This is a genomic window from Microbacterium sp. Soil_N32 (assembly GCF_057655505.1).
In genome coordinates, this window is record NZ_JBDGME010000019.1 from 318905 (window position 1) to 342337 (window position 23433).

Annotated in this window: 19 protein-coding genes and 1 other RNA gene; 12 read left to right on the forward strand and 8 right to left on the reverse strand. The window is 70.1% G+C overall.

Going from position 1 to position 23433, the window contains the following annotated elements:
- The first annotated feature begins 18 nt into the window (after window positions 1–18).
- Complete coding sequence (locus AC3A3J_RS09655; RefSeq protein WP_487672073.1) at window positions 19–1719, forward strand: bifunctional 3'-5' exonuclease/DNA polymerase; 1701 nt, start codon at window positions 19–21, stop codon at window positions 1717–1719.
- Between the two features lie 30 nt (window positions 1720–1749).
- Window positions 1750–2117: RNase P RNA component class A (rnpB, locus tag AC3A3J_RS09660), an RNA gene on the forward strand.
- A 61-nt stretch (window positions 2118–2178) separates the two neighbouring features.
- On the opposite strand, the gene ppgK is transcribed toward rnpB, so the two are convergent.
- Window positions 2179–2925: a polyphosphate--glucose phosphotransferase gene (gene ppgK / locus AC3A3J_RS09665; RefSeq protein WP_487672074.1), complete on the reverse strand. Its 747-nt coding sequence runs from the start codon at window positions 2923–2925 to the stop codon at window positions 2179–2181.
- A gap of 69 nt (window positions 2926–2994) precedes the next feature.
- Between ppgK and AC3A3J_RS09670 the strand changes: the two genes are divergently transcribed.
- The 4 genes from AC3A3J_RS09670 to AC3A3J_RS09685 are packed head-to-tail and all read left to right on the forward strand — an operon-like array spanning window position 2995 to window position 8503.
- Window positions 2995–3210 (forward strand): SPOR domain-containing protein, encoded by a 216-nt coding sequence (locus AC3A3J_RS09670; RefSeq protein WP_314647697.1) that lies wholly within the window; start codon window positions 2995–2997, stop codon window positions 3208–3210.
- Between the two features lie 2 nt (window positions 3211–3212).
- Window positions 3213–4550: a glutamine synthetase family protein gene (locus tag AC3A3J_RS09675; protein ID WP_487672075.1), complete on the forward strand. Its 1338-nt coding sequence runs from the start codon at window positions 3213–3215 to the stop codon at window positions 4548–4550.
- A gap of 8 nt (window positions 4551–4558) precedes the next feature.
- On the forward strand, window positions 4559–7534 hold the full coding sequence (locus AC3A3J_RS09680) for a bifunctional [glutamine synthetase] adenylyltransferase/[glutamine synthetase]-adenylyl-L-tyrosine phosphorylase (RefSeq protein WP_487672076.1): 2976 nt from the start codon (window positions 4559–4561) through the stop codon (window positions 7532–7534).
- A gap of 48 nt (window positions 7535–7582) precedes the next feature.
- Window positions 7583–8503, forward strand: coding sequence for a diacylglycerol/lipid kinase family protein (locus AC3A3J_RS09685; RefSeq protein ID WP_487672077.1), 921 nt, complete (start codon window positions 7583–7585; stop codon window positions 8501–8503).
- Here the strand turns inward: AC3A3J_RS09685 and AC3A3J_RS09690 are convergent.
- Window positions 8490–9647, reverse strand: a complete 1158-nt coding sequence (locus AC3A3J_RS09690; protein ID WP_487672078.1) for an AI-2E family transporter — start codon at window positions 9645–9647, stop codon at window positions 8490–8492. The two genes, AC3A3J_RS09685 and AC3A3J_RS09690, sit on opposite strands and share 14 nt — an antisense overlap.
- Window positions 9648–9796: 149 nt before the next feature.
- Here AC3A3J_RS09690 and AC3A3J_RS09695 point away from each other — a divergent pair, with 149 nt between their 5' ends.
- Both AC3A3J_RS09695 and glsA read left to right on the forward strand, forming a co-directional pair.
- Window positions 9797–10135: a YciI family protein gene (locus AC3A3J_RS09695; protein WP_487672079.1), complete on the forward strand. Its 339-nt coding sequence runs from the start codon at window positions 9797–9799 to the stop codon at window positions 10133–10135.
- Window positions 10136–10169: 34 nt separating this feature from the next.
- Window positions 10170–11117 carry a glutaminase A gene (gene glsA / locus AC3A3J_RS09700; RefSeq protein ID WP_487672080.1) on the forward strand — a complete coding sequence of 316 codons (948 nt, stop codon included), beginning with the start codon at window positions 10170–10172 and terminating at the stop codon, window positions 11115–11117.
- 54 nt (window positions 11118–11171) lie between these two features.
- Here the strand turns inward: glsA and glnA are convergent, their stop codons facing one another.
- Entirely contained in the window at window positions 11172–12596 is a 1425-nt protein-coding gene (glnA, locus tag AC3A3J_RS09705; RefSeq protein ID WP_487672081.1) for a type I glutamate--ammonia ligase, read from the reverse strand.
- A gap of 147 nt (window positions 12597–12743) precedes the next feature.
- Between glnA and AC3A3J_RS09710 the strand changes: the two genes are divergently transcribed.
- The gene (locus AC3A3J_RS09710; protein ID WP_487672082.1) at window positions 12744–13172 is read left to right on the forward strand and encodes an RDD family protein; all 429 of its coding nucleotides are present in this window, start codon (window positions 12744–12746) and stop codon (window positions 13170–13172) included.
- A 36-nt stretch (window positions 13173–13208) separates the two neighbouring features.
- Here the strand turns inward: AC3A3J_RS09710 and AC3A3J_RS09715 are convergent, their stop codons facing one another.
- Window positions 13209–13688: an ATP-dependent zinc protease family protein gene (locus tag AC3A3J_RS09715; RefSeq protein WP_487672083.1), complete on the reverse strand. Its 480-nt coding sequence runs from the start codon at window positions 13686–13688 to the stop codon at window positions 13209–13211.
- 26 nt (window positions 13689–13714) lie between these two features.
- On the opposite strand from AC3A3J_RS09715, the gene AC3A3J_RS09720 reads away from it, so the two are divergent.
- Window positions 13715–14902: a RimK family alpha-L-glutamate ligase gene (locus AC3A3J_RS09720; protein WP_487672084.1), complete on the forward strand. Its 1188-nt coding sequence runs from the start codon at window positions 13715–13717 to the stop codon at window positions 14900–14902.
- Window positions 14903–14994: 92 nt separating this feature from the next.
- Here AC3A3J_RS09720 and AC3A3J_RS09725 read toward each other — a convergent pair whose 3' ends face one another.
- Window positions 14995–15702: a DUF4191 family protein gene (locus AC3A3J_RS09725; protein ID WP_314647683.1), complete on the reverse strand. Its 708-nt coding sequence runs from the start codon at window positions 15700–15702 to the stop codon at window positions 14995–14997.
- Window positions 15703–15869: 167 nt separating this feature from the next.
- Here AC3A3J_RS09725 and AC3A3J_RS09730 point away from each other — a divergent pair, with 167 nt between their 5' ends.
- A complete protein-coding gene (locus tag AC3A3J_RS09730; RefSeq protein ID WP_487672085.1) occupies window positions 15870–17585 on the forward strand; it encodes a hypothetical protein in 1716 nt (571 codons plus the stop codon).
- Window positions 17586–17596: 11 nt separating this feature from the next.
- On the opposite strand, the gene sucB is transcribed toward AC3A3J_RS09730, so the two are convergent.
- The 3 genes from sucB to AC3A3J_RS09745 form a co-directional block, all read right to left on the reverse strand.
- Window positions 17597–19351 carry a 2-oxoglutarate dehydrogenase, E2 component, dihydrolipoamide succinyltransferase gene (gene sucB, locus AC3A3J_RS09735; RefSeq protein WP_487672086.1) on the reverse strand — a complete coding sequence of 585 codons (1755 nt, stop codon included), beginning with the start codon at window positions 19349–19351 and terminating at the stop codon, window positions 17597–17599.
- Window positions 19352–19417: 66 nt separating this feature from the next.
- The gene (gene lpdA / locus AC3A3J_RS09740) at window positions 19418–20791 is read right to left on the reverse strand and encodes a dihydrolipoyl dehydrogenase (protein ID WP_487672087.1); all 1374 of its coding nucleotides are present in this window, start codon (window positions 20789–20791) and stop codon (window positions 19418–19420) included.
- A gap of 1 nt (window position 20792) precedes the next feature.
- A complete protein-coding gene (locus AC3A3J_RS09745) occupies window positions 20793–22265 on the reverse strand; it encodes a leucyl aminopeptidase (protein ID WP_487672088.1) in 1473 nt (490 codons plus the stop codon).
- 113 nt (window positions 22266–22378) lie between these two features.
- Here AC3A3J_RS09745 and AC3A3J_RS09750 point away from each other — a divergent pair, with 113 nt between their 5' ends.
- Entirely contained in the window at window positions 22379–23326 is a 948-nt protein-coding gene (locus AC3A3J_RS09750) for a PAC2 family protein (RefSeq protein ID WP_487672089.1), read from the forward strand.
- Window positions 23327–23433: the final 107 nt, after the last annotated feature.

A 23433-nucleotide genomic window follows, 5' to 3' on the forward strand; every position in this document is an offset into this window, starting at 1 on the left:
GGCGACGCCCTCGCCGACATGAGCGCGTCGCCTGCCGCCGACCGCCGTATCGCGCTGATCGCCGACGGCTCGGCCCACCTTCTCGCCGTCGAACTGGACGCCGACGGCGTCGAGATCCGCCGTATCCGCCTGACCGCGGCCGAGGCGGCGGCGTGGATCGCGGAGGCGGAGAGCGACGGCGCTCCGCGGTGGATCCTGCGGAGCGCGCGCGACGTGTACCCGCGTCTCCTGGCCGCCGGTGCCCGACTCTCGCGCGCGCACGACCTGCTGCTGTGCCATGCGATCCTCCGCGACACGGTCGCCGTCGCCGCCCCGCTCCCGCCGTCGCAGGAGTGGCTCCCGCAGGACGCAGCCGACGACGCGCCCTCCCTGTTCGATCTGCTCGAACCGGCGGCCGCGGCGGGTGACCCGGCCGATTCCGTGCTCGATCAGTACGCCGCCCAGCAGCGGGTGCTGGCCGCCGCCCCCGACGGACGCCTCGCGCTGCTCTGTGCGGCGGAATCGGCCGGCGGGCTGATCGCCGAGGAGATGCGTGCGGCAGGGCTGCCCTGGGACCCCGCCGTGCACGACGGCATCCTGCAGGACGCGCTCGGCGCTCGCCCCCTCGCCGGCGGGACACCGAGCCGGATGGTCGAGCTCGGTGATCGGGTCCGGGCGATCCTGGGCGACGCGGGGCTGCGGCTCGACAGTCAGCCCAAGCTGCTGCGGGCGCTGCACCGCGCCGGCGTGTCGGTCGAGTCGACGAGCCGGTGGGAGCTGGCGCGGCACGAGCATCCGGTCGTCGAACCCCTGCTCGCCTACAAGAAGATGTCACGGCTGCTCACGGCGAACGGGTGGGCCTGGCTGGCGGACTGGGTGCACGACGGGCGCTTCCGTCCGGTGTACGTGCCGGGCGGCGTGGTGACGGGTCGGTGGGCGTCGTCCGGCGGGGGGGCGCTGCAGCTGCCGAGGATGCTCCGCCCCGCTGTGCGTGCAGACCCCGGGTGGACGCTCGTGGTCGCCGACGTCGCGCAACTGGAGCCCCGGATGCTCGCCGCGCTGTCGTCGGACCGGGCCATGGCTCGCGCGGCGCAGGGCGCCGATCTCTATGCGGGGGTCGTCGCATCGGGGGCCGTCGCCACCAGGGAGGAGGCGAAGTACGCGGTGCTCGGCGCCATGTACGGAGCGACGACGGGTGACAGCGGACGTCTCGTCCCGCAGCTCCGCAAAGTGTTCCCCCGCGCGATGGCACTCGTCGACGAGGCGGCTCGGACGGGCGAGGACGGCGGTCGCGTGTCGACGTGGCTCGGGCGCTCGTCGCCCCGTCCCCCGGGGGAGTGGACGGCGCTGCAGGCGGCCGCGACCTCGGCCGACGCCGAGCCCGCGGTCGTGGCCCTCGCGCGTCGCCGTGCTCGGGACTGGGGCCGCTTCACCCGCAACTTCGTCGTTCAGGGAACGGCCGCGGAGTGGTCGCTCATCTGGTTGGCGGAGATCCGGCATCGGCTGCGGGCGCTGCCGAGCGCCGAGCATTCGGCACCCGCATCCGGACCGTTCGCGCGGGAGGCGCACCTCGCCTTCTTCCTGCACGACGAGGTGGTGCTGCACGTGCCCGCCGAGCAAGGCGACGCAGCGGCGGCCGCGGTGCGGGAGGCGGCGGTCGTGGCGACGCAGCGCCTGTTCGGGTCGTTCCCCCTCGAGGTTCCCCTCGACCTGCGCATCGCCGACTCGGCGCAGAAGTGAGGGGCGCGCGCGTAGACTGACAGACGCGAATGGGTCGGCTGGACGGTCGCGTGGCGGGAGACCGCACCGAGGAACGTCCGGGCTCCACAGGGCAGGGCGGTGGGTAACACCCACCCGGAGCAATCCGCGAGACAGTGCCACAGAGAGCAGACCGCCCCCGGCCGCGAGGCCGCGGGGTAAGGGTGAAAGGGTGGTGTAAGAGACCACCGGGGGACATGGTGACATGTCCCGCCAGGTAAACCTCGTCCGGAGCAAGGTCAGACAGAGGATGTTGACGCGGCTCGCCGAGTCCTCGGGTAGACCGCTGGAGCGGCACGGCAACGTGTCGCCGAGAGAGATGGCCGTCGAAGGGGCGAAGAACCCCGGAACAGAACCCGGCGTACAGGCCGGCCCATTCGCCCCGACGAAGAAGGCCCCGCGACCGGGATGGTCACGGGGCCTCCGTCATCAGTGGGGCGCTCAGTCGCCGGCGAGCGATGCCGCGCCGATGATGCCGGAGTTGTTGCGGTGGATCGCCGGGACGATCGGGGTCTTGAGCTCGAGGAGCGGCAGGAAGTCGCCGGCGTTCTTCGACACGCCTCCGCCGACGACGAACAGGTCGGGGCTGAAGAGGAACTCGATGTGCGAGTAGAACGCCTGCAGGCGCTCCGCCCACTCCGACCAGGTCAGTCCCTCGCGCTCGCGCGCGGAGGTGGCCGCCCACTGCTCGACCGACTCGTACGTGCCGAAGTGCAGATGGCCGAGCTCGGTGTTCGGCAGCAGCACGCCGTCGTACAGGAACGCCGAGCCGATGCCGGTGCCGAGAGTCGTGAGCAGGGTGAATCCCCGCACGTCCCGCGCTGCGCCGTGCCGTGCCTCGGCGACGCCCGCGGCATCCGCGTCGTTGACGAAGACGATGTTGCGACCCAGGCCGTCGCGGAAGAAGCGTTCGGCGTCGAAGTCGACCCACTCCTTCGAGACGTTCGCGGCCGAGAGCGTCTTGCCGCGCTTCACGATCGCGGGGAACGCGACGCCCAGCGGCAGGGTCGACTCGTGCACATCCAGCGTCTTGAGGACGGTCTGCACGGCCAGCAGGACATCCTGCGGCGAGGCCCCCTCGGGGGTGGGGACGCGCACCCTGTCGGATGCCATGATGCCGTGCTCGAGGTCGACGATTCCCGCCTTGATCCCCGTGCCGCCGATGTCGACGCCGATCGCTTTTGCCATGATCCTCAGCATAGCGACAGGCTCTCGCGCCACTAGGATCGATGACATCAGACGAGGAAGGGACCGGCCATGTCCGACGGTGATGAGAAGTACTGGTACAACCTCGAGACGGGGGCGGTCGAGTTCGGCATGATCTCGCCGTCGGCGGACCGCGTGGGTCCCTTCGACACCGAGGCCGAGGCGGCCCGTGCCCCCGAGAAGCTGCAGGAGCGTGCGCGCGCCTGGGCCGACGAGGAGGCCGCCGAGTCGGGCTGGGACCAGAGGAAGGGCCAGGGCGCCGAGTGAGCATGGACAAGCAGCGGGACTTCGTCCTGCGGACGATCGAGGAGCGCGGCGTCAAGTTCGTGCGACTCTGGTTCACCGATGTCATCGGCACCCTCAAATCGGTCGCGATCGCGCCAGCCGAGGTCGAGGGCGCGTTCGCCGAGGGCATCGGATTCGACGGCTCCGCGATCGAGGGTCTGACCCGCAGCTACGAGTCCGATCTGCTCGCGCAGCCCGACCCGACGACGTTCCAGACACTGCCGTGGCGCGGCGAGATCGATCCGACCGCCCGCATGTTCTGCGACCTGACCACACCCGACGGTCAGCCGGCCGTCGCCGACCCCCGCCATGTGCTCAAGCGCACACTGGCGAAGGCCGCCGACGCGGGGTTCACCTTCTACACGCATCCCGAGATCGAGTTCTACCTGCTGAAGTCGTCGACCTACGGGCCCGAGGGGCCCGTTCCCGTCGACTCGGCGGGGTACTTCGACAACGTGCCGGGAGGCACCGCCCACGACTTCCGTCGTCGTTCGGTGCGGATGCTCGAAGACCTCGGCATCTCCGTGGAGTTCAGCCACCACGAGGGCGGCCCCGGCCAGAACGAGATCGACCTGCGCTACGCCGACGCCCTGACCACCGCCGACAACGTGATGACCTTCCGCACAGTCATCAAGGAGGTCGCGATCGAGCAGGGCGTGTACGCCACGTTCATGCCGAAGCCGCTCAGCGGTCACCCCGGCAGCGGCATGCACACGCACATGTCGCTGTTCGAGGGCGACCAGAACGCCTTCTACGAGGAGGGTGCGAAGTACCAGCTCTCCAAGACGGGTCGCCACTTCATCGCGGGTCTGCTGCGGCACGCCAACGAGATCTCGGCGGTGACCAACCAGTTCGTCAACTCCTACAAGCGGCTGTGGGGCGGAGACGAGGCCCCGAGCTTCGTCACCTGGGGGCACAACAACCGCTCGGCACTCGTGCGCGTGCCCATGTACAAGCCGAACAAGGGCCAGTCGTCGCGGGTCGAGTACCGTGCGCTGGACTCCGCCGCGAACCCGTACCTCGCGTACGCGTTGATGCTCGCTGCTGGTCTCAAGGGCATCGAGGAGGAGTACGAGCTGCCTCCCGAGGCCGAGGACAACGTCTGGTCGCTGAGCGATGCGGAGCGCCGCGCGCTGGGCTACTCGTCGCTGCCCGCCAGCCTCGACCACGCGCTGGAGTACATGGAGGAGTCCGAGCTCGTCGCCGAGACACTCGGCGAGCAGGTGTTCAACTACGTGCTGCTCAACAAGCGCAAAGAGTGGGAGGCCTACCGAGGTCAGGTCACGCCGCTCGAACTGAAGAACAACCTCGAGCTGCTCTGAACCCGCGCATGGCCCGTCCGGACGATTCCGTCTCGCTGTCCGCGCTGGCCCGGCTGGGCTTCGACGAGCTCGGTGAGGCCCGCGCGGCCCTCGCCGAGCTCGCCGAGCTGGTCGGGCGAGACCGTGCGGCTCTGCTCGACGGGGCCGACGCCGCCGATCCGGATGCGGCCGTGCGGGGCATGCTGCGCGTCGCGCGTCGAGATGCGGGGCCGCTCGCTGCGCTCCTCGACGGCGGTGCCGCTCAGCGGCGGGTGTGGCGCGTGTTCGGCGCATCCGAGGGGCTCGCCGACTTCTTCCTCCGCCATCCGTCCGAGCTGTCGGTGCTGGCGGAGGCATCCGACACCCTGCCGCGCCCCGAGTCGCTGCGCGCATCGCTCCTTGCCGCGGTCGGGGCCGTCGACGGCTTCGCGCGGTCCGGAGGCGACGACCAGGTGGTCGCACTCCGGGTCGCGTACCGCCGCGCGCTGGCGGCGATCGCGGCGTTCGATCTCACGCGTCCAGCCCCGGTCGAGGTCGTCGGAGACGTCGCGGCGGCGCTCGCGGATGCCGCGGGCGCGGCACTGGAGGCCTCGCTCGCCGTGGCGCGGGCGCGTGTCGCCGAGACGATCGATCGCGCCCAGGTGGCGGCGACGCGCCTGTCGATCATCGGGATGGGCAAGGCCGGGGCGCGCGAACTCAACTACGTGAGCGACGTCGACGTCATCTTCGTCGCCGGCACGGCCGACGACGAGGTCGTGAGCGAGGCTCGTGCCGTCGACCTCGCGACCCGGCTCGCCCGGGAGACGATGCGCGGGCTGAGCGGCATCGAGACCGAGCCGCCGCTGTGGGAGGTCGACGCGAACCTGCGCCCCGAGGGCAAGCAGGGGGCACTCGTCCGCTCCCTGGGGTCGCACCTGGCGTACTACGACCGCTGGGCGAAGAGTTGGGAGTTCCAAGCCCTGCTGAAGGCCCGGCCGTTGGCCGGCGACCCGGCGCTCGGCGCCGACTACATCGCCGCCGTGCAGCCGAAGGTCTGGTCGAGTGCGGCACGCGAGAACTTCGTCGACAGCGTGCAGCGCATGCGCGAGCGCGTCACCGAGCACATCGACCCGCAGGATGCCGATCACCAGTTGAAGCTCGGCCGCGGCGGACTGCGCGATATCGAGTTCACCGTGCAGCTGCTGCAGCTCGTCCACGGCCTCACCGACCCCACGCTGCGCACGCGGGGCACACTCGACAGCCTCGAGGCGCTCGTCGAGGGCGGGTACATCGGTCGGGTCGAGGCGACGGCCTTCGCCGACGACTACCGCGTGCTGCGCCTGATGGAGCACCGGCTGCAGCTGCGCGAGCTCAGCCGTACGCATCTGCTGCCCCGTACGCCGGACGGTCTGCGCGTGCTCGCGCGCGCGACGGCCCTCGCCGACGATGGCCCGGGGATCTGGGCGCGCTGGGAGGCGGTGCGCCGACAGGTGCGCGACATCCACGTTCGTCTTTTCTACCGGCCGCTGCTGAGCGCCGTGGCGGCGCTGCCCGAGGGGGAGCGGTCGTTGTCGACCGCTCAGGCTCACGACCGTCTCGCAGCCATCGGCTTCCGCGACCCGGCAGGCGCCCTGCGTCACATCGGCGCGTTGACGACGGGGCTGAGCCGCAAGGCCACCATTCAGCGCCATCTCATGCCGGTGATGGTGCGGTGGTTCGCCGACGGCAGCGACCCCGACTACGGGCTCATCGCCTTCCGGCGCATCAGCGAGCGGCTGGGCAGCACGCACTGGTTCCTGCGGATGCTCCGCGACTCGTCCGGCGCGGCCGAGAGCCTCACTCGGCTGCTGTCGTCCTCACGCTACGTGGGCGAACTCATGGAGTGGATCCCGGAGTCGGTGGCGTGGCTCGACAGCGCCGAACTGCTGCGGCCCCGGAGCGCCAGCGCCCTCGACGACGAGGCGCGTGCGATCCAGACCCGCCACGCCACGGTCGCCGACGCCCTGCGCGCGGTCCGCGCTCTGCGTCGCCGCGAACTGCTGCGCACCGCGATGGGGGGCGTGCTCGACGTGCTCACGATCGAGCAGGTCGCGACCGCCCTGACCGACATCACCGCCGTCACGATCCAAGCCGCCCTGCGGGCCGTGCGCCGCGAGGTCGTTCCGCCCGAGGATGACGCGCTCGACTTCTCGGTCATCGCCATGGGCCGCTTCGGGGGTGCTGAGCTGGGCTTCGGATCGGATGCCGACATCCTCTACGTGTACGACCCGAACGGTGTCGAGCCGGAACGCGCCCAGGCCCTCGCCGCGAAGATCGTCGCCGGTCTGCGCGAACACCTCACCGATCACCGCCTCCCGCTCGAACTCGACGCCGGTCTCCGGCCGGAGGGGCGCAGCGGCCCGCTCGTGCGGTCGCTGGCGGCGTACGCGACCTACTACCGCCGCTGGTCCCTGTCGTGGGAGGCGCAGGCTCTCCTGCGCGCACGGGGAGTGGCCGGGAGCACGAAGCTCATCACCCGCTTCATCGAGCTCGCCGACAGCATCCGCTACCCGACCGACATCGACCCGCAGGGCGTCCGTGAGATCAAGCGCATCAAGGCGCGCGTCGAGGGGGAGAGGCTGCCGCAGGGCGCCGACCCTCGTCGACACCTGAAACTCGGGCCCGGCACGCTCAGTGACGTCGAATGGCTCGTGCAGATCATCCAGTTGCAGCACGCCCACGCTGTTCCGGCTCTGCGGACGACGTCGACGCTCGGCGCCCTGGCCGCGGCCGTCGACGCCGGTCTGCTGCCGCAGGAGGCGGCGGCGCGCCTGCGGGAGGCGTGGCTGCTGTCCAGCCGCCTCCGGTCGGCCATCACGATCCTCACCGGCTCGACCAGCGACGTGCTGCCCGCCGACCGGCGCCAGCTCGACGCGATCGCGCGCATCCTCGGTTATCCCGATCGCTCGGCGACGCAGCTCGAAGAGGACTTCCTCGGTGTCACCCGGCGTGCACGGAAGGCATTCGAGCACGAGTTCTACGGCTGAGGCCGTGTCGACTTGCGGTGACCGCCCCCGCGCCCCAGGCTTGGCCTCATGAGCGTTTCGAGCATCGGCATCGTCTGGAACCCCTCGAAGATCGACGGGGAGGCGCTGCGGTCGGCCGTCGACGAGGTCTTCGGCGAGAACGCACCGATCCTGTGGTGGGAGACGACGGTCGAGGACCCGGGGCAGGGCATGGCCCGGGCGGCCATCGCCGACGGCTGCGAGGTCGTCGTCGCCGTGGGCGGAGACGGCACGGTGCGCGCGGTCGCCGAGGGGCTCGCCGGCACCGAGGTCGCGCTCGGCATCGTGCCGCAGGGCACGGGCAATCTGCTCGCCCGCAACCTCGGGGTGCCGCTGACGACGATGACCGCCGCGCTCGAGCGCGTGCGCGACGCGACCCCGCAGCACATCGACCTCGGCTGGGTCGAGCTCGACGGCGAGGAGCGCGCCTTCACGGTCATGGTCGGGTTCGGCATCGATGCGCAGATGCTCGTCGAGACCAACGACGACCTCAAGGACCGGGCGGGCTGGCTGGCGTACGTCGAGGCCATGGGTCGGGCCCTGCAGGGCACCGAGATGACCGACATGGTCATCGAGATCGACGGGGGAGAGCCCGAGGAGGTCCGCGGTCACACCATGCTGATCGGCAACTGCGGCATGCTCCAGGGCGGCATCCGGCTGCTGCCCGACGCGCAGCTCGACGACGGCCTGCTCGACATTTTGCTGGTGAGTTCCGAAGGCGCGCTGCAGTGGATGAGCACGCTCCGGACGGTCGTGTGGGACAACGGCATCCGTCGCGCCCTCACCGGCAGTGACGAGGCGGTCAGCACCGACTCCGCCCAGCACCTCGCGGTCGAGAGCATCTCGGTGCGGCTCGCTCAGCCCCTCGTGTTCGAGATCGACGGGGAGGAGATGGGCGAGGTCACCCAGTTCGCGGTGCGGGTGCAGGCGGGCGCGCTCACGGTCCGGTGAGCGCGGGCGGCGCCTTCTTGCGGTCCTGAGCGGGGAAGACGACCTTCTGCACGATGATGATGATGCTCGCCGCGACGGGGATGGCGACGAGCGCCCCGAGAATTCCCCCCAACGCACCGCCGGCGACCGCGGCGATGACCACGAGGGCCCCAGGCACGGCGACTGCCTTGTTCATGATGCGCGGCGAGAGCACGTAGGCCTCGATCTGCATGTAGACGAGGTAGTAGATGATCGCGATGAGCGCCGTCACCGGGCTCACGAACAGGCACAGCAGCGAGTTGATGATCGAGGCCGCCAGGGTTCCGACCAGCGGGATCATCGATCCGATGAACGCGATCAGTGCGAGCAGCGCGGGTACCGGAGCGCCGATCAGCGTGAGGAAGATGAGGCTGAGGATTCCGTTCACGAGAGCGAGGCTCGCCTGGCCCATGACGTAGCGGCCGACGGCGCCCGAGACGTCTTCGAGGATCTCGCGGAACGTGTCGCGCTGATAGGCGGGCACGAAGCGCGTGGCGACGTTCTTCATGCTGCGCAGCGACGCCATGAAGTACAGCGTGAGGATGAGCACGATGGTGACACCGGTCACGCCTCCTGCGATGCCGGCACCGACGGCGAACACCCCTCCGCTGATGTTGAGGATGTTCCCGGGGTCCTGCACGAACGTCAGCACACCCTGCGCGGCGTCTTCGAGGGTCGAGCCGAACTGCGCGTTCACGTCCTGGAACCAGTCGCTGGCCATGAAGTCCTGCACCATCTTCGGTCCGTCGTCGATCAGGTTGGTGACCTGCTCGACCAGCAGCGGGACGATGGAGAGGATGATGCCCACGAAGGCGAGCAGCACGACGGCCACCACGATCGCGATCGCGGCGGGACGGGGGAGCTTGCGTTCGATGAGCCGCACGATCGGGTCGAGACCGAGCGCGAGGAACACCGCGACGCCCACGTAGACGAGCACGGTGGCGAGCTGGCCCACGATGCTGCCGATCAGCAGGGCGACCAGAACGCCGAGTGCCCCGAGCAGACCGAACATGAAAGGGTTCGTGCGGGCGGCGGCCGTCACCGATTCGACCCGCCGCGAGGTCCGCGCCTCGGGGGGACCCGTCTCGATGGTGGTCGTCTGTGCGAACAGCCTCTTGCGACGCATGTGGTTCCCCTCCGTGATGCCGACCCCTCAGTGTGGCGACGCCGACCGGACGCGGTCAAGCTGGGAGCCGGGGCTTGCGCAGCGGGAGTCGAGGGGGGAGCGTCGTCGCAGCTGTTGCCACGACGATGCCGGAGGAGGACGATCGACGCATGACGAAGTACCTCCTCTCGTTCCCCGCTGCCGCGATGCAGCTCACCGCGGAGCAGTTCCCCGAGGTGGTGGCCGAGAGTCACGCGGTCATCGAGGAGGCCAAGGCGGCCGGAGTCTACGTGTTCGGCGGTGGGATCGACGCGGAGGTCGCTCCCGTGCTCGTCACGGGCCGGGGCGCGGTAAGCGACGAGACGTATCCGGATGTCCGGATCGACGGCGGCTTCCTGGTGCTCGAGGTGCCCAGCCGCGCCGAGGCGATCGCCTGGGCCGCCCGCGTCGCTGCAGCGTGCCGCTGCCCGCAGGAGGTCCGGGAGTTCGGATACGACCCGGCGAGCTGATCCCGCGGATGCATCGGCATGCAAGGCTGGGAGCATGAGTTCCCTCGCCGACCCGCGCTCGTACGATCTCGACGATGTGCGCAGGTGCCTCCTGCGCGAGAGCGGCGGAGAGGTTCACGACAGCATCCCCGAGTTGGCGGCCGCCGATCCCGATCTCGTCGCCCTCGCTCTCGTGACCGTCGACGGTGACGTCACGTCCAGCGATCAGGCCGACGTACGGGTGAGCATCCAGTCGGCGGTGAAGCCGTTCCTCTTCGCGCTCGCGCTGCAGGACACCGCAGGCGAGGCCCTCGATCGGGTGGGCATCGAACCCACGGGTGAGGCGTTCGACGCGATCAAGCTCGAGAGCGGCACCGGGCGCCCGCCGAACCCGATGGTGAACGCTGGTGCGCTCCTCACCGCTTCGCTGGTCGACGGCGTCGACGCCGCAGGCCGGGCCGCACGCATCCTCGCCGGACTCTCGGCGTTCGCCGGACGCGAGCTCGACGTCGACGAGGGGATCGCCGAGAACGAGCACCTGCTGGGCGACCGCAACCATGCGCTCGCCCACCTCATGCGTGCCGAGGGCACGCTGGTCGAGAGCGCCGACGATGCGGTCGCCGTGTACGCCCGCGCCTGCGCCGTGCGCGTCGACGCACGCGACCTGGCGCAGATGGGCGCCACCCTCGCCGCCGGCGGTCGCAACCCCGTCACCGGGGTGCAGGTGGTCGATTCCGCGGTGGCCCGCGACGTCGTCGCCGTCATGGCGACGTGCGGCGTGTACGACGGCTCCGGACGATGGATGCGGCAGGTCGGCGTACCCGCGAAGTCGAGTGTCTCGGGCGCGATCGTCCTCTCGGCGCCCGGCGCGCTCGGGGCGGCGGTCATCAGCCCGCCGCTCGACCCGCGTGGAACGAGCGTGCGCGGCCACATCGCGAGCGACATCCTCAGTGAGGAACTCGGCCTGCACGCGTTCCGGATGCCGTCCCGCGCCGCCCGCTGAACGCGGAAGCGCCCCGCCGGCCGAAGCCAGCGGGGCGCTCTCGAGCGTTCGTGATCAGACGCCGAAGTACAGCTCGTACTCGAACGGGTGCGGACGCTGCGCGATCGGCAGGATCTCGTTCTCGTACTTGTACGAGATCCACGTCTCGATGAGCTCCTCGGTGAACACGCCGCCCTCGAGGAGGAACTGGTGGTCAGCGCGGAGCGCCTCGAGCGAGTCGAGCAGCGAGTTCGGCACCTGCGGGATGCCCTTGGCCTCCTCGGGCGGCAGCTCGTAGAGGTCCTTGTCGACGGGCTCGTGCGGCTCGATGCGGTTCTTGATGCCGTCGAGGCCCGCCATGAGCTGCGCCGCGAAGGCGAGGTACGGGTTGCCCGAGGCGTCCGGTGCGCGGAACTCGATGCGCTTGGCCTTCGGGTTCGAACCGGTGATCGGGATGCGGATCGCGGCGGAACGGTTACCGGCCGAGTAGACCAGGTTGACCGGCGCCTCGAAGCCCTTGACCAGGCGGTGGTAGCTGTTCAGCGTCGGGTTGGTGAACGCGAGGATCGCCGGCGCGTGCGCCAGGATGCCGCCGATGTACCAGCGAGCGAGGTCGCTGAGCTGCCCGTAGCCCGCCTCATCGAAGAAGAGCGGCTTGCCGTCGTTCCACAGCGACTGGTGCGTGTGCATGCCCGAGCCGTTGTCGCCGTAGAGCGGCTTCGGCATGAAGGTCGCGACCTTGCCCCACTCCTCGGCGGTGTTCTTGACGATGTACTTGAACTTCAGGATGTCGTCGGCCGCGTGCACCATGGTGTCGAAGCGGTAGTTGATCTCCTGCTGACCGGCGGTGCCGACCTCGTGGTGCGAGCGCTCCAGGATGAAGCCGGCGTCGATCAGCTTGAGCGTGATGTCGTCGCGCAGGTCGGCCGTCTTGTCGACCGGGCTGACGGGGAAGTAGCCGCCCTTGTACGGGGTCTTGTTGGCGAGGTTTCCGCCCTCCTCCTCGCGACCGGTGTTCCACGCGGCCTCCTCGGAGTCGACCTTGTAGAAGCTCTCGCCCGCGGTGACGGAGTAGCGCACGTCGTCGAAGATGTAGAACTCCGCCTCGGGGGCGAAGTAGGCGGTGTCGGCGATACCGGTCGAAGAGAGGTACTTCTCGGCCTTCTTGGCGACCTGACGCGGGTCCTTCGAGTAGATCTCACCCGTGCGCGGGTTGTAGATGTCGAAGATCATCACGAGGGTGCTCGCCTCGCGGAACGGATCGATGTACGCCGTCGTCACGTCCGGGATGAGCTGCATGTCGGACTCGTGGATGCTGGCGAATCCGCGGATCGAGGAGCCGTCGAACAGCTGCCCCTCGGTGAAGAAGGCCTCGTCGACCGTCGACGCGGGGATGTTGAAGTGCTGCTGCACACCCGGGAGGTCGGTGAAGCGGATGTCGAGGAACTTGACGTCGTTCTCTTTGATGTACGCGAGAACCTCGGACGAATCTTTGAACATGTACGACTCCTGAGATGCGGATCGATGGCTTCGGGGCCACTGTGCACAGTACGGACGGGGGATTACCCCACGGTATCCGCATTGTTTCCGGCGTGTTACGGAGCCGCGCCGGTCGGGCGCATCCCGGGCGCTCGGTAGGCTGGGGGAGTGACGGATGCTGTGAACTCCTACCCCGGTGAACGACTCGGTCTCCCGGAGTCGGGTCCGGGCAGCATCGGCCGCCCAGGACGCCGCATCGGCGCCCTCGTCATCGACTACGTCGCCGCCACGATCATCGCCACGGCGTTCTTCGGGTACGACCAGTTCGCGCTCCCGACGGAGGCGGGCCTGACGCAGTTCGCTCCGATGATGGTGTTCGCCGTGCTGCAGATCCTCTTCGTCCCCACCGCCGGTGGTAGCCCCGGCCACCGCATCCTCGGAATGCGGGTCGTGCGGCTCGACGGCGGCTGGGTCGGGCTCTGGCGCCCCATCGTGCGCACGCTGCTGCTGGTCGTGGTGGTGCCCGCGGTCGTCTGGGACGCCGATCAGCGCGGCCTGCACGACAAGGTCGTCGGCACGGTGCTCATCCGCGCCTGAGCGCCGGGAATCGCGTCGCGCTCGAACGGGCGGCGCTCAGAGCCGGCCGCGGTTGCGGCGACGCGCTTCGCGAGGCGCGCGCCCTCCGAGGAACGACCGTGCAGGATCCACCGAGAACCCCTGCCGCAGCGCCTCGCGTCCGATCAGCATGCGGAAGCCCATCTCGTCGCGGTTGCTCAGCGTCACCTCGGCGAGCACCTCACGGTCGACCAGACGGATAAGCAGCTCGACGACGAGCCGCTCCTGCGCATGACCGGACGAGCTGCGCACCTCCCGCCGATCGTGGATCGGCAGCTCGACCACGACGGCATCCTCCGGGCTGTCCTGCCAGGGCTTGACTTTGAACCGCACCCACGGCTCGTCGTCCTGCGCGAACTCGAGCACGTCGAACGCATGCAGCGAAGAGGTGCGCGCACCGGTGTCGATCTTCGCTTTGATCCAGTCGACTCCCAGATCGGGCAGGCTCACCCACTCTCGCCACCCCGTAAGGGTGTTTGAATGGGATGTCGGCGTCACCCCACCATCCTGGCAGGAAATCCCCCGTGAAGATCGCAGTGCTCTCCCGTGCGCCCCAGGCGTACTCCACCCAGCGCCTCCGTGCGGCGGCTCTCCAGCGCGGACACAACGTGAAGGTGCTGAACACCTTGCGGTTCGCGATCGACCTGACCTCCGACGAGCCCGACCTGCATTACCGCGGCCGGCAGCTGAGCGACTACGACGCCATCCTCCCGCGCATCGGCAACTCGATCACGTACTTCGGAACGGCCGTCGTGCGTCAGTTCGAGCAGATGGACGTCTACACCCCGAACACAGCGAACGGCATCTCCAGCGCGCGCGACAAGCTGCGGGCGAACCAGATCCTCTCCCGGCACAACATCGCGATGCCTCCGACGGCGTTCGTGCGCAACCGCGCCGACGTGCGACCGGCGATCGAGCGCGTGGGCGGTGCGCCCGTCGTGATCAAGCTGCTCGAGGGCACCCAGGGCATCGGCGTGATCCTCGCGCCGCAGGTGAAGGTGGCCGAAGCCATCATCGAGACGCTGCACTCGACCAAGCAGAACGTGCTCATCCAGAAGTTCATCGCCGAGAGTCGCGGTCGCGACATCCGCGCGCTGGTCGTCGGAGATCGCGTGGTCGCGGCGATGCGACGCTCGGCAGCCGGTGACGAGTTCCGATCGAACGTGCACCGCGGCGGCTCCGTCGAGGCGATCGAGCTCGACCCGGTGTACGAGCGTGCCGCCGTGCGCTCCGCCCAGATCATGGGACTCCGCGTCGCGGGTGTCGACATGCTCGAAGGCGAGGACGGACCGCTCGTCATGGAGGTCAACTCCTCGCCGGGGCTCCAGGGCATCGAGACGGCCACCAAGCTCGATGTCGCCGGCGCCATCATCGACTACATCGCCGGCCAGGTGGCCTTCCCCGAGATCGACGTGCGTCAGCGTCTGACGGTGTCGACCGGGTACGGCGTCGCGGAGCTGATGGTGCACGGCGCCGCCGATCTGGTGGGGAAGACCCTGGGCGAGGCGGGTCTGTGGGAGCGCGACATCACGGTGCTGACGCTGCACCGCGGCGTCAGCGTGATCCCCAACCCCCGCAAGCACATCGTGCTCGAGGCCGACGACCGCCTGTTCTGCTTCGGCAAACTCGAGGAGATGCGCTCGATGGTCCCCGAGCGCCGTCGGCGTCGCGCGAAGGTGCGGCGCCTGCCGCGCCAGCCGCTCTCGGAGTGAGAACACGCCCGCCGTGCGGGTCTGCGGAACGAGAAGAGCGCGGCCGCCTCGTGAGAGGTCGGCCGCGCTCTTCGTCTGTGCGGCGGGGTGGATCAGCGCGGACGCTGCGCACGCACCTTCGTGGGGTCGATGCCCTTCGGGATCGGGAGCGAGGAGAGCGACTGCGAGACCGACTCGATGCGACGGATGACCGCAGCCATCGTCGCCTTGTCGATCGCCTTCGGCAGCTTCTTGATCGTCTTGGCGAGATCGGCGATCGCGACGTCGTCGTCACCGTGCCCGACGTAGAGGACGGTCACGGGCACGCCGTGGGCGACGCGCTGCGCCTTGCTGCGCTCTTCGTTGATGAGACGCGTGAGGCGCCCGCGGGCACCCTCGCCGACGACGACGATCCCGCCGCGGCCGACCGCGCGGTACACCGCCTCCTGCGTCTTCGGGTTGATGCCGACCGGGGTGTCGGAGGCCTGCCAGCTGCGCCCGAGGCTGGTGCTGATGACGTGACCGGTGGCGCCCGGCATGCCGTCGATCTTGGTGTACATCGCCGAGGTCGACAGGCGCGTCATGAGGAACATGGCGCCCAGCACGCCGGCCATCAGACCGGTGAGACCCCACAGCAGGAGCGTCCACCACTGGAGCGGCGGAATCAGGTAGCCGACCACGAGTCCGATCAGCACACCGCCGACGAGGATGGCGAGCTGCGCCCAGGGCAGCCAGGGGTAGGCCTCCTTGGTGAACCGGAAGAGGGACTTGATCTGGGAGAAGAACCCAGGACGCTTCTCGGGTTCGGGAGTCTTTGCCATGAGATCCAGCCTACCGACTCGGCGGATGCTGTACGTCGCCGTTCGCGCCGGGCGGAGAGACGCCTGCGCAGACGCACTTATCCTGCACAAGCGGTGTTTTCCGCGTATCTCACTCACATCCTGGTCGACGGCGCACGGCGGCTCTCCCGAAACGGTGTGATGGAGCCATGACAGACGTCCACCTCGGGGAGAAGGCGCTTCCGCTCCTGTCGGAAGCGCACCGGGTCGTCCGATCGCTCGATGCATCGGACGGCCCCTTCGTCGGGCTGCTCGTCACCCGTGGGGACGGTGTGGCGGTGCAGCTCGACGCGGGGCGCCTCGCGGGCTGGGACGGCTGGCGTTTCGCCGGAAGCGAGCACGTCGCTGCTCCGCTCGACCTCGTGCGTCGTCCGGACGGGCACGACGTCCTGCTGCCCTGGTGCCCGGAGACGGTCATCGCCTGGGCGGGGCGCTGCACGGTCGACGGAGCGCCGCTGACGGCCGGTCAGTGCGTCACGGTGGCAGCAAGCCTGCTGCGGGGGATCGGCGAGCTCGGCGACGCGGCAGCCGAGACGCAGGGGAACTGGTGGATCACGAGCGACGGTCGCCCGGTGTTCGTGATCGGGGACGGGGACGACCCGCGCGTGACGGGGGCTCGCGTGCTCGCGGTGGTGGCGGAGGCATGCCGGGACAAGGCGATGGGACGCCTGCTCGCGGCCGTGTCACTCGGGCTGGAGGAGGAGCTCGAGCGCCCGGGTGTTCCGTCCGCACGTATCGAGCAGTGGGAGCGGGACCTGTTCGAACTCGCGGCACCGCGTCCGCTCCGAGGGGACGCGGGCGTCGATGGGGAGGCGGGCGCGGGTAGGGCTGCGGGCGTCTCTCGGGCGGCGGGCGTCGGCGCGCAGGCCGATGCGGGAGGGAAGGTCTCGGGAGCAGCACCCGAGACCTTCCGTCGCAGGGAGACGACCACTCGGCGGGCCGGAGTCCCATCGCGAGCGGGAGCGGCGGAGCGATCGGCGGCGCGGCGATCGGCGGCGCGGCGACCGGTGGCGGGAAGAGGGAACCGCCGGGTCCGCGCGTCGCGACACGACCGGGCATCGAGACGGTCGGGCGCTCTCTCGCACATCGGACGGTCGCTGGCACGGGCGTGGTTCGAGCGCTTCGAGAGTGTCGAACAGCGAACCGGCAGGAGCGTGAAATCCGCCGTCGATAGGCGCGCGTCCGGGGGCAGTGACCTGCATGGTCGTCGTCGCCCTCGGCGATCCGTCCTCGTGCTCGCAGCGGGGGCGGCCTGCGCTGTTCTCGTGGTCGGCCTGCTTCTGCCGGACGGCGGGAACGACCCGGCGACCGCGGCGCCGGGCCGCACCGTGCAGGTGACGGATGCGTCCGCCACCGAGAGAAGCCCGTCAGAGAATGACGTCGCTGCGACGGGCGGTGACGCTGCGACGGACGGAAATGCTCCGATGGATCAGACGGCGGCGACAGAGGACTCCGCAGCGACGGAGAGCCCCGCGGCCCCTTCTGGCGAGACGGGATCCGAGGCGCGCAGGGCAGACGTCGAGGCCTCCGTTCGGGACAGGGATCCGGCGGTCGCGGTGGTCGCGATCCTCCAGGAGGCTGATGGATGCCGATCGCAGACGGGGCCGAACTGCGACGACCTGTTCGCCGACGGTGTGGCGAACCCGGCTTCTCTGCAAAAGGACCTCGCAGAGGTGGGTGAGACGCGTCCGTCCACGCAGCTGGTCGACGAGTACGGCGATATCGCGGTCATCCGCGCCACGGGTTCGGCCGGGAACGCGGTCTACGGATCGGTCACGCGTCAGAGCGAGTGGATTCTCGTGCTGGCTCGCGCCGACGAGAAATGGCTGGTCCGCGACGTGTACGACGTCGCGGACCAGCCATGAGGTGCTGCCTGTCAGGCTCCGAGCTGCGCGGCGAACTCCGCCGACTCGAGGCGCGCCTTGACGGCGCCGAGGAAGCGGGCGGCGTCTGCACCATCGATGATGCGGTGGTCGTACGACAGGGCCAGGTAGACGTACGAACGGATCGCGATGGCGTCGTTGCCGCCGACCTTGACCAGGCCGGGGCGCTTCACGACCGTTCCCGTGCCGAGGATGGCGGACTGCGGCAGGAACACGACGGGCGTGTCGAACAGCGCGCCACGCGAACCGGTGTTGGTCAGCGTGAACGTGCCGCCGGCGAGCTCGTCGGGCTTCAGCTTGTTGTCACGCGTGCGAGCGGCGAGGTCGGCGATCTCGTGGGCGATCTGAGCGATGTTCTTCGACGCGGCATCGCGCAGCACCGGAGTGAGCAGGCCGCGCTCGGTGTCCACCGCGATCGACAGGTTCTCGGTCGCCGGGTAGGTGATCTGGTCGCCGTCGACGGTCGCGTTGACGATCGGGAACGCCTGCAGCGCCTCGGCGGCTGCGAGCGCGAAGAACGGCAGGAACGACAGCTTGTCACCGGTCTTCTCGAGGAACGACGCCTTCACGCTGTCGCGGTAGTCGGCGAGAGCCGTGACGTCGACCTCGACGACCGTGGTGAGCTGCGCCGTCTGCTGCATCGACTCGACGGCCCGCGACGCCAGCACCTTGCGCAGACGCGACATCGGCTGGGTCGTGCCGCGCAGCGGCGACACCTCGAGCTTCGGTGCGGCCGGCGCTGCCTGAGCGGCGGCCGCCGGAGCGGACGCGGCGGATTCCGCGGCCTTGAGCACGTCTTCCTTGCGGATGCGGCCACCGACGCCGGTGCCCTTGACCGAGGCGAGGTCGACGCCCTGCTGCGACGCGAGACGGCGAACGAGCGGCGTGACGTAGATGCCGTCGGACGCGGCGTCCTCAGCCGGCGCGGCCTGCGCCGCGGGGGCGGCCTGCGCTGCGGGGGCGGCCTGCTGCGCGGGAGCCGGCTGCTGCGCGGGAGCCGACTGCTGCGCGGGTGCGGCCTGCGGTGCCGGGGCCGACTGCGGTGCGGGTGCGGGCTCCGGTGCGGGAGCGGGCTGCTCGGCCGGCGCGGGCTGCTCTGCTGCGGGGGCGGGAGCCGTCGCGGCACCCGAACCGATACGCGCGAGCACGGAGCCGACGGCGATCGTCTCGTCTTCGGCGGCAAGGATCTCCTGCAGCACGCCGGCGATCGGGGAGGGGATCTCGGTGTCGACCTTGTCGGTCGAGATCTCGAGGAGCGCCTCGTCGACGGCGACCTCGTCGCCGACCTGCTTCAGCCAGCGGGTGACGGTGCCCTCGGTGACGCTTTCACCGAGCTCGGGCAGGACGACGTCCTTCGCGTCGGCCTCGGGGGCCGACGTGGTGGGTGCCTGCACCGGAGCCTCGGGCTGAGCCGGGGCCTCGGCCTGCAGCGCCGGAGCGGACTCCGACGGGGCCTCTTCGGCGGCGGGGGCAGCGGCCTCGGGGGCATCCGCCGCCGGCGCTGCCGCGCTGCCGTCGCCGATCCGAGCGAGCATGGCGCCGACCTCGACGGTCTCGTCCTCGGCGACGAGGATCTCCTCGATCACCCCGGTGACGGGGGAGGGGATCTCGGTGTCGACCTTGTCGGTCGAGATCTCGAGCAGGCCCTCGTCCGCCTGCACAGTGTCACCCACCTGCTTGAGCCAGCGGGTGACCGTACCCTCGGTAACGCTCTCTCCGAGCGGGGGGAGGATGACGGATGTGCTCATGACGGAGTCTCCTTCAGAAGTTGTTCGACGCGTGTCTAGCTTAGTGACCTGCGTGGGGGTTGGTGTTCAGAGGGCGTGGAGGGGCTTGCCCGCGAGGGCCAGGAATGCTTCGCCGAGCGCTTCGCTCTGCGTCGGGTGGGCGTGGATCAGAGGTGCGATGTCCTCGGGGTGCGCTTCCCATGCGACCGCGAGCTGGCCCTCGGTGATGAGCTCGCCCACGCGATCGCCGAGCAGGTGCACGCCGACGACGGGTCCGTCCTTCAGGCGTACGACCTTGACGAGGCCGGCGGTGCCGATGATCTCGCTCTTGCCGTTGCCGGCCAGGTTGTACTCGTAGGAGACCACCGCGTCCGCGCCGTGCTGCTCGACGGCGGCGGCCTCGGTGATACCGACGGATGCGACCTCGGGGCTGGAGTAGGTGACCTTCGGGATCTGCGTCTCCGGGACCGCAGCCGGCGACAGGCCCGCGATCCGCTCCGCGACGGCGATGCCCTGCTGGAAGCTGCGGTGCGCGAGCTGCAGCCCCGGCACGATGTCGCCGACCGCCCAGACCCCGGCGGCTCCCGTGCGCAGGTTCTCATCGACGACGACGAACCCGCGGTCGAGTGCCACGCCCGCCTCTTCGAAGCCGAGGTCGGCGGTGACGGGGCCTCGGCCCACGGCGACGAGCAGGTAGTCGGCGGTGAAGGTCGTGCCGTTCTCGAGGGTCACGGTGACAGTCGACTCGTCCTGTGTCGCGGACTGGAAGCGCGTGCCGAGCGAGGAGGCGATGCCGCGACGACGGAAGGCGCGTTCGAGGCCCTTGCTCATCGCGATGTCCTCGTTCGGCACCAGGTGCGGCAGCGCTTCGATGACCGTCACCTCGACGCCGAAGGAGCGCCAGACGCTCGCGAACTCGACGCCGATGACTCCGCCCCCGAGGATGATCACCCGCGCGGGGACCTCGTCGAGCGCGAGAGCCTGCTCGCTGGTGAGGATGCGGCCGCCGATCTCGAGACCGGGGAGCGTGCGGCTGTACGACCCGGTCGCGAGGATCACGTCGGTACCGACGTAGACGTCGTCTCCGACGGCCACGCTGCGATCGGCGTTCAGCCGCCCCGCGCCGTGCACGGTCGTGATGCCGCGGGCCTTGACCAGACCTTCGAGGCCCTTGTACTTCTTCGCGACGATGCCCTCGCGGTACGCGCGCACGGCGACGGGGTCGATGCCGTCGAACGTCGCCCCGACGCCGACGGACGCGGCATCGCGCACGTGATCAGCCACCTCGGCCGCATGCAGGAGAGCCTTCGTGGGGATGCATCCGCGGTGCAGGCAGGTTCCGCCGACTTTGTCCTTCTCGATGAGCGCGACCGACTTGCCGAGCTCGCTGGCACGCAGCGCCGCCGCGTATCCGCCGCTGCCGCCGCCCAGGACCACGATGTCGAAGGTGTGCGTCGTCATGTCAGGCCCCCGTGACCGCGGACTCGGCGAAGGCGACGATCGAGCGCACGGTCGCGCCCGTCGGACCCTTGTCGGTGAAGCCGTGGGCACCGCCGCCGTTCTCGCCGGAACCGGCGATGTCGAGATGCACCCATGGGATTCGCGGAGCGTCGTCCGCGTCAGACACCCGGCCGACGAAGCGGCGCAGGAACAGCCCGGCGAACGATGCGCCGCCCGCGCGGTCTCCCATGTTGGCGTTGATGAGGTCGGCGATGGGGGACTCGAGCGTGTCCTCCATGTAGTCCGGCAGGGGCATCCGCCAGGCGGCCTCGTCGACCGACGCGGCGGCCTCGAGGTACCGCTGCACGGTCTCGTCGTCGCCCATCACGCCGGTGTGCCGGTGGCCGAGGGCCATGACGATCGCGCCCGTCAGCGTTGCGACGTCGAGGATCACGTCGGGGTTCTCGCGGCTCGCGGCGACCAGACCGTCGGCCATCACCAGGCGGCCTTCGGCGTCGGTGTTCACGACCTCGACGGTCGTGCCGTCGAGCATCCGCAGTACGTCGCCCGGGCGGGTGGCGCGGCCCGAGGGCATGTTGTCGGCGATGCACAGCCATGCGGTGACGCGCACCGGGATGCGGAGCGTCGCGATGGCGCGCAGCGCGGCGAGGCTGGTCGCGGCGCCGGCCATGTCGAACTTCATGCCGACCATCGAGGCCGCCGGCTTCAGCGACAGGCCGCCCGTATCGAACGTGATCCCCTTGCCGACGAGCGCGATGTGCGTCGACGCATCGGCGGGCGCGTAGTCGAGGCGCACGAGACGTGGCGGTCGGTCCGACCCCTGGCCGACCCCGAGGATGCCGCCGAAGCCCTGAGCCGCCAGTTCTGCTTCGTCGAGGATCTGCACCGTGACGTCGAGGTCGGCGACGCTCTCGGCGGCGCTCCGTGCGAGGTCGTCGGGGCTCTGCCACTCGGCGGGCACGTTCACGAGGTCCTTGACCAGTGCGACGGCGTCGCCGAGCGTCTGCGCGCGGCGCAGCGTGTCGTCGTCGATGTCGACGTGCAGCACCACCGACGCGGCGCGCGCGGGAGCCTTCTTCGTGCGGTACCCCTCGAAGCGGTGGCCGCCGAGCACGGCACCCTCGGCCGCCGCGGCAGCGAAGGGTTCGAGGCCCGGGGCGAGCCCGACGGCGACCGTGTCGAAACCGGTCAGACTGCGCAGTGCGGTACCGACGGCGTTGCGCACCGCGTCGGACGAGGCGTCCGAGCCGACCCCGACCACGGCGAGGGGCGCCGAGCTTACCTCGGGCGCATGCACCCGGGTGAACGCGGAGGGCGATCCGGTGAAGCCCACGGCGGCGAGGGCGGCGGCGAGACCGGGGTAGTCGTCGAGGGCGGCGGTGGAGCCGTCGAGCGAGGGGACGACGAGCACTGCGGCGTCTGCAGCGCTCCCGGGGAATGAGTCGGTGGTGTGCGACAGCACGGGAAGCGTCATGCCCTCCATCCTAGGGATGCCGGGTGCGAGCCGGCGCGGCGCGCGGGGGGCGTGTTCGCTCTCAGCAACACCCGCGCCGCCCCGCCTCGCGACCGGACTCGTAGCATGGAGGAATGCCCTTCTCCGGTGACATCCACGAACGAGTCGCGAACGGTCCGGCCGTGCCCCCCGGTCTGCCTCTGGTGATGCTGCTGACCGGATTCACCGACGCCGGCAACGCCGTGTCCGGTCTCATCGATCACCTGCGGGAGACAGCCGATCCGCAGCCGATCGCGGTGTTCGACAACGACGTTCTGCTCGACTACCGGGCGCGTCGCCCGATCGTGTCGTTCGACCAGGATCACCTGACCGACTTCCGTCCGCCCCGGCTCGAGCTGTCGGTCGCCACCGATGCGCTCGGGCAGCCGTTCCTGCTGCTGGCGGGCTACGAGCCCGACTTCGCGTGGAACGCATTCGCGCGCACGGTGCTCGACCTCGCTGCCGAGTTCGAGGTCTCGGGCATGACATGGGTGCACTCCATCGCGATGCCGGTGCCGCACACGCGTCCGATCGGCACCACCGTCAGCGGCAACCGCCGCGACCTGAGCGTCGTGCACTCGGTCTGGCGTCCGCGGACCCAGGTTCCCGCCACCGCGGGGCATCTGCTCGAGTACCGCTTCGTGGAGCAGGGCGAGCGCGCTGCCGGATTCGTGCTCCTCGTGCCCCACTACCTCGCTGAGACCGAGAACCCCGACGCCGTGATCACCGCCGCCGACAAGATCATGGCCGCCACCGGTCTCGTGCTCATGCTCGACGCGGTGCAGGAGCGACGCACCGACTACCTCGCAAAGGTCGACGAGCAGGTGCTCGGCAACGACGAGCTCCAGCAGATGCTGCACACCCTCGAGCGACGGTACGACGCCTACATGGCCGGTCGGGATCCGGAGGACGGGTCGTACGACGAGGGCGGGTTCAACGAACGCGACCTTCCGAGCGCCGACGAACTGGCGGCCGAACTGGAGCGGTACCTGGCCTCGCGCCGGTCCGGGGACGACGACAAGTCGGGTCGCTCGGGGAACTGAGCACGCCGGATCGCGCGGAATGCAGCCGTATCCCTCCACGTGTGCGATACTGGGTGTCTGACCCGTTGTCAATCCGTCTTCTCGAAGATCGGACTTGACAAGGGTCT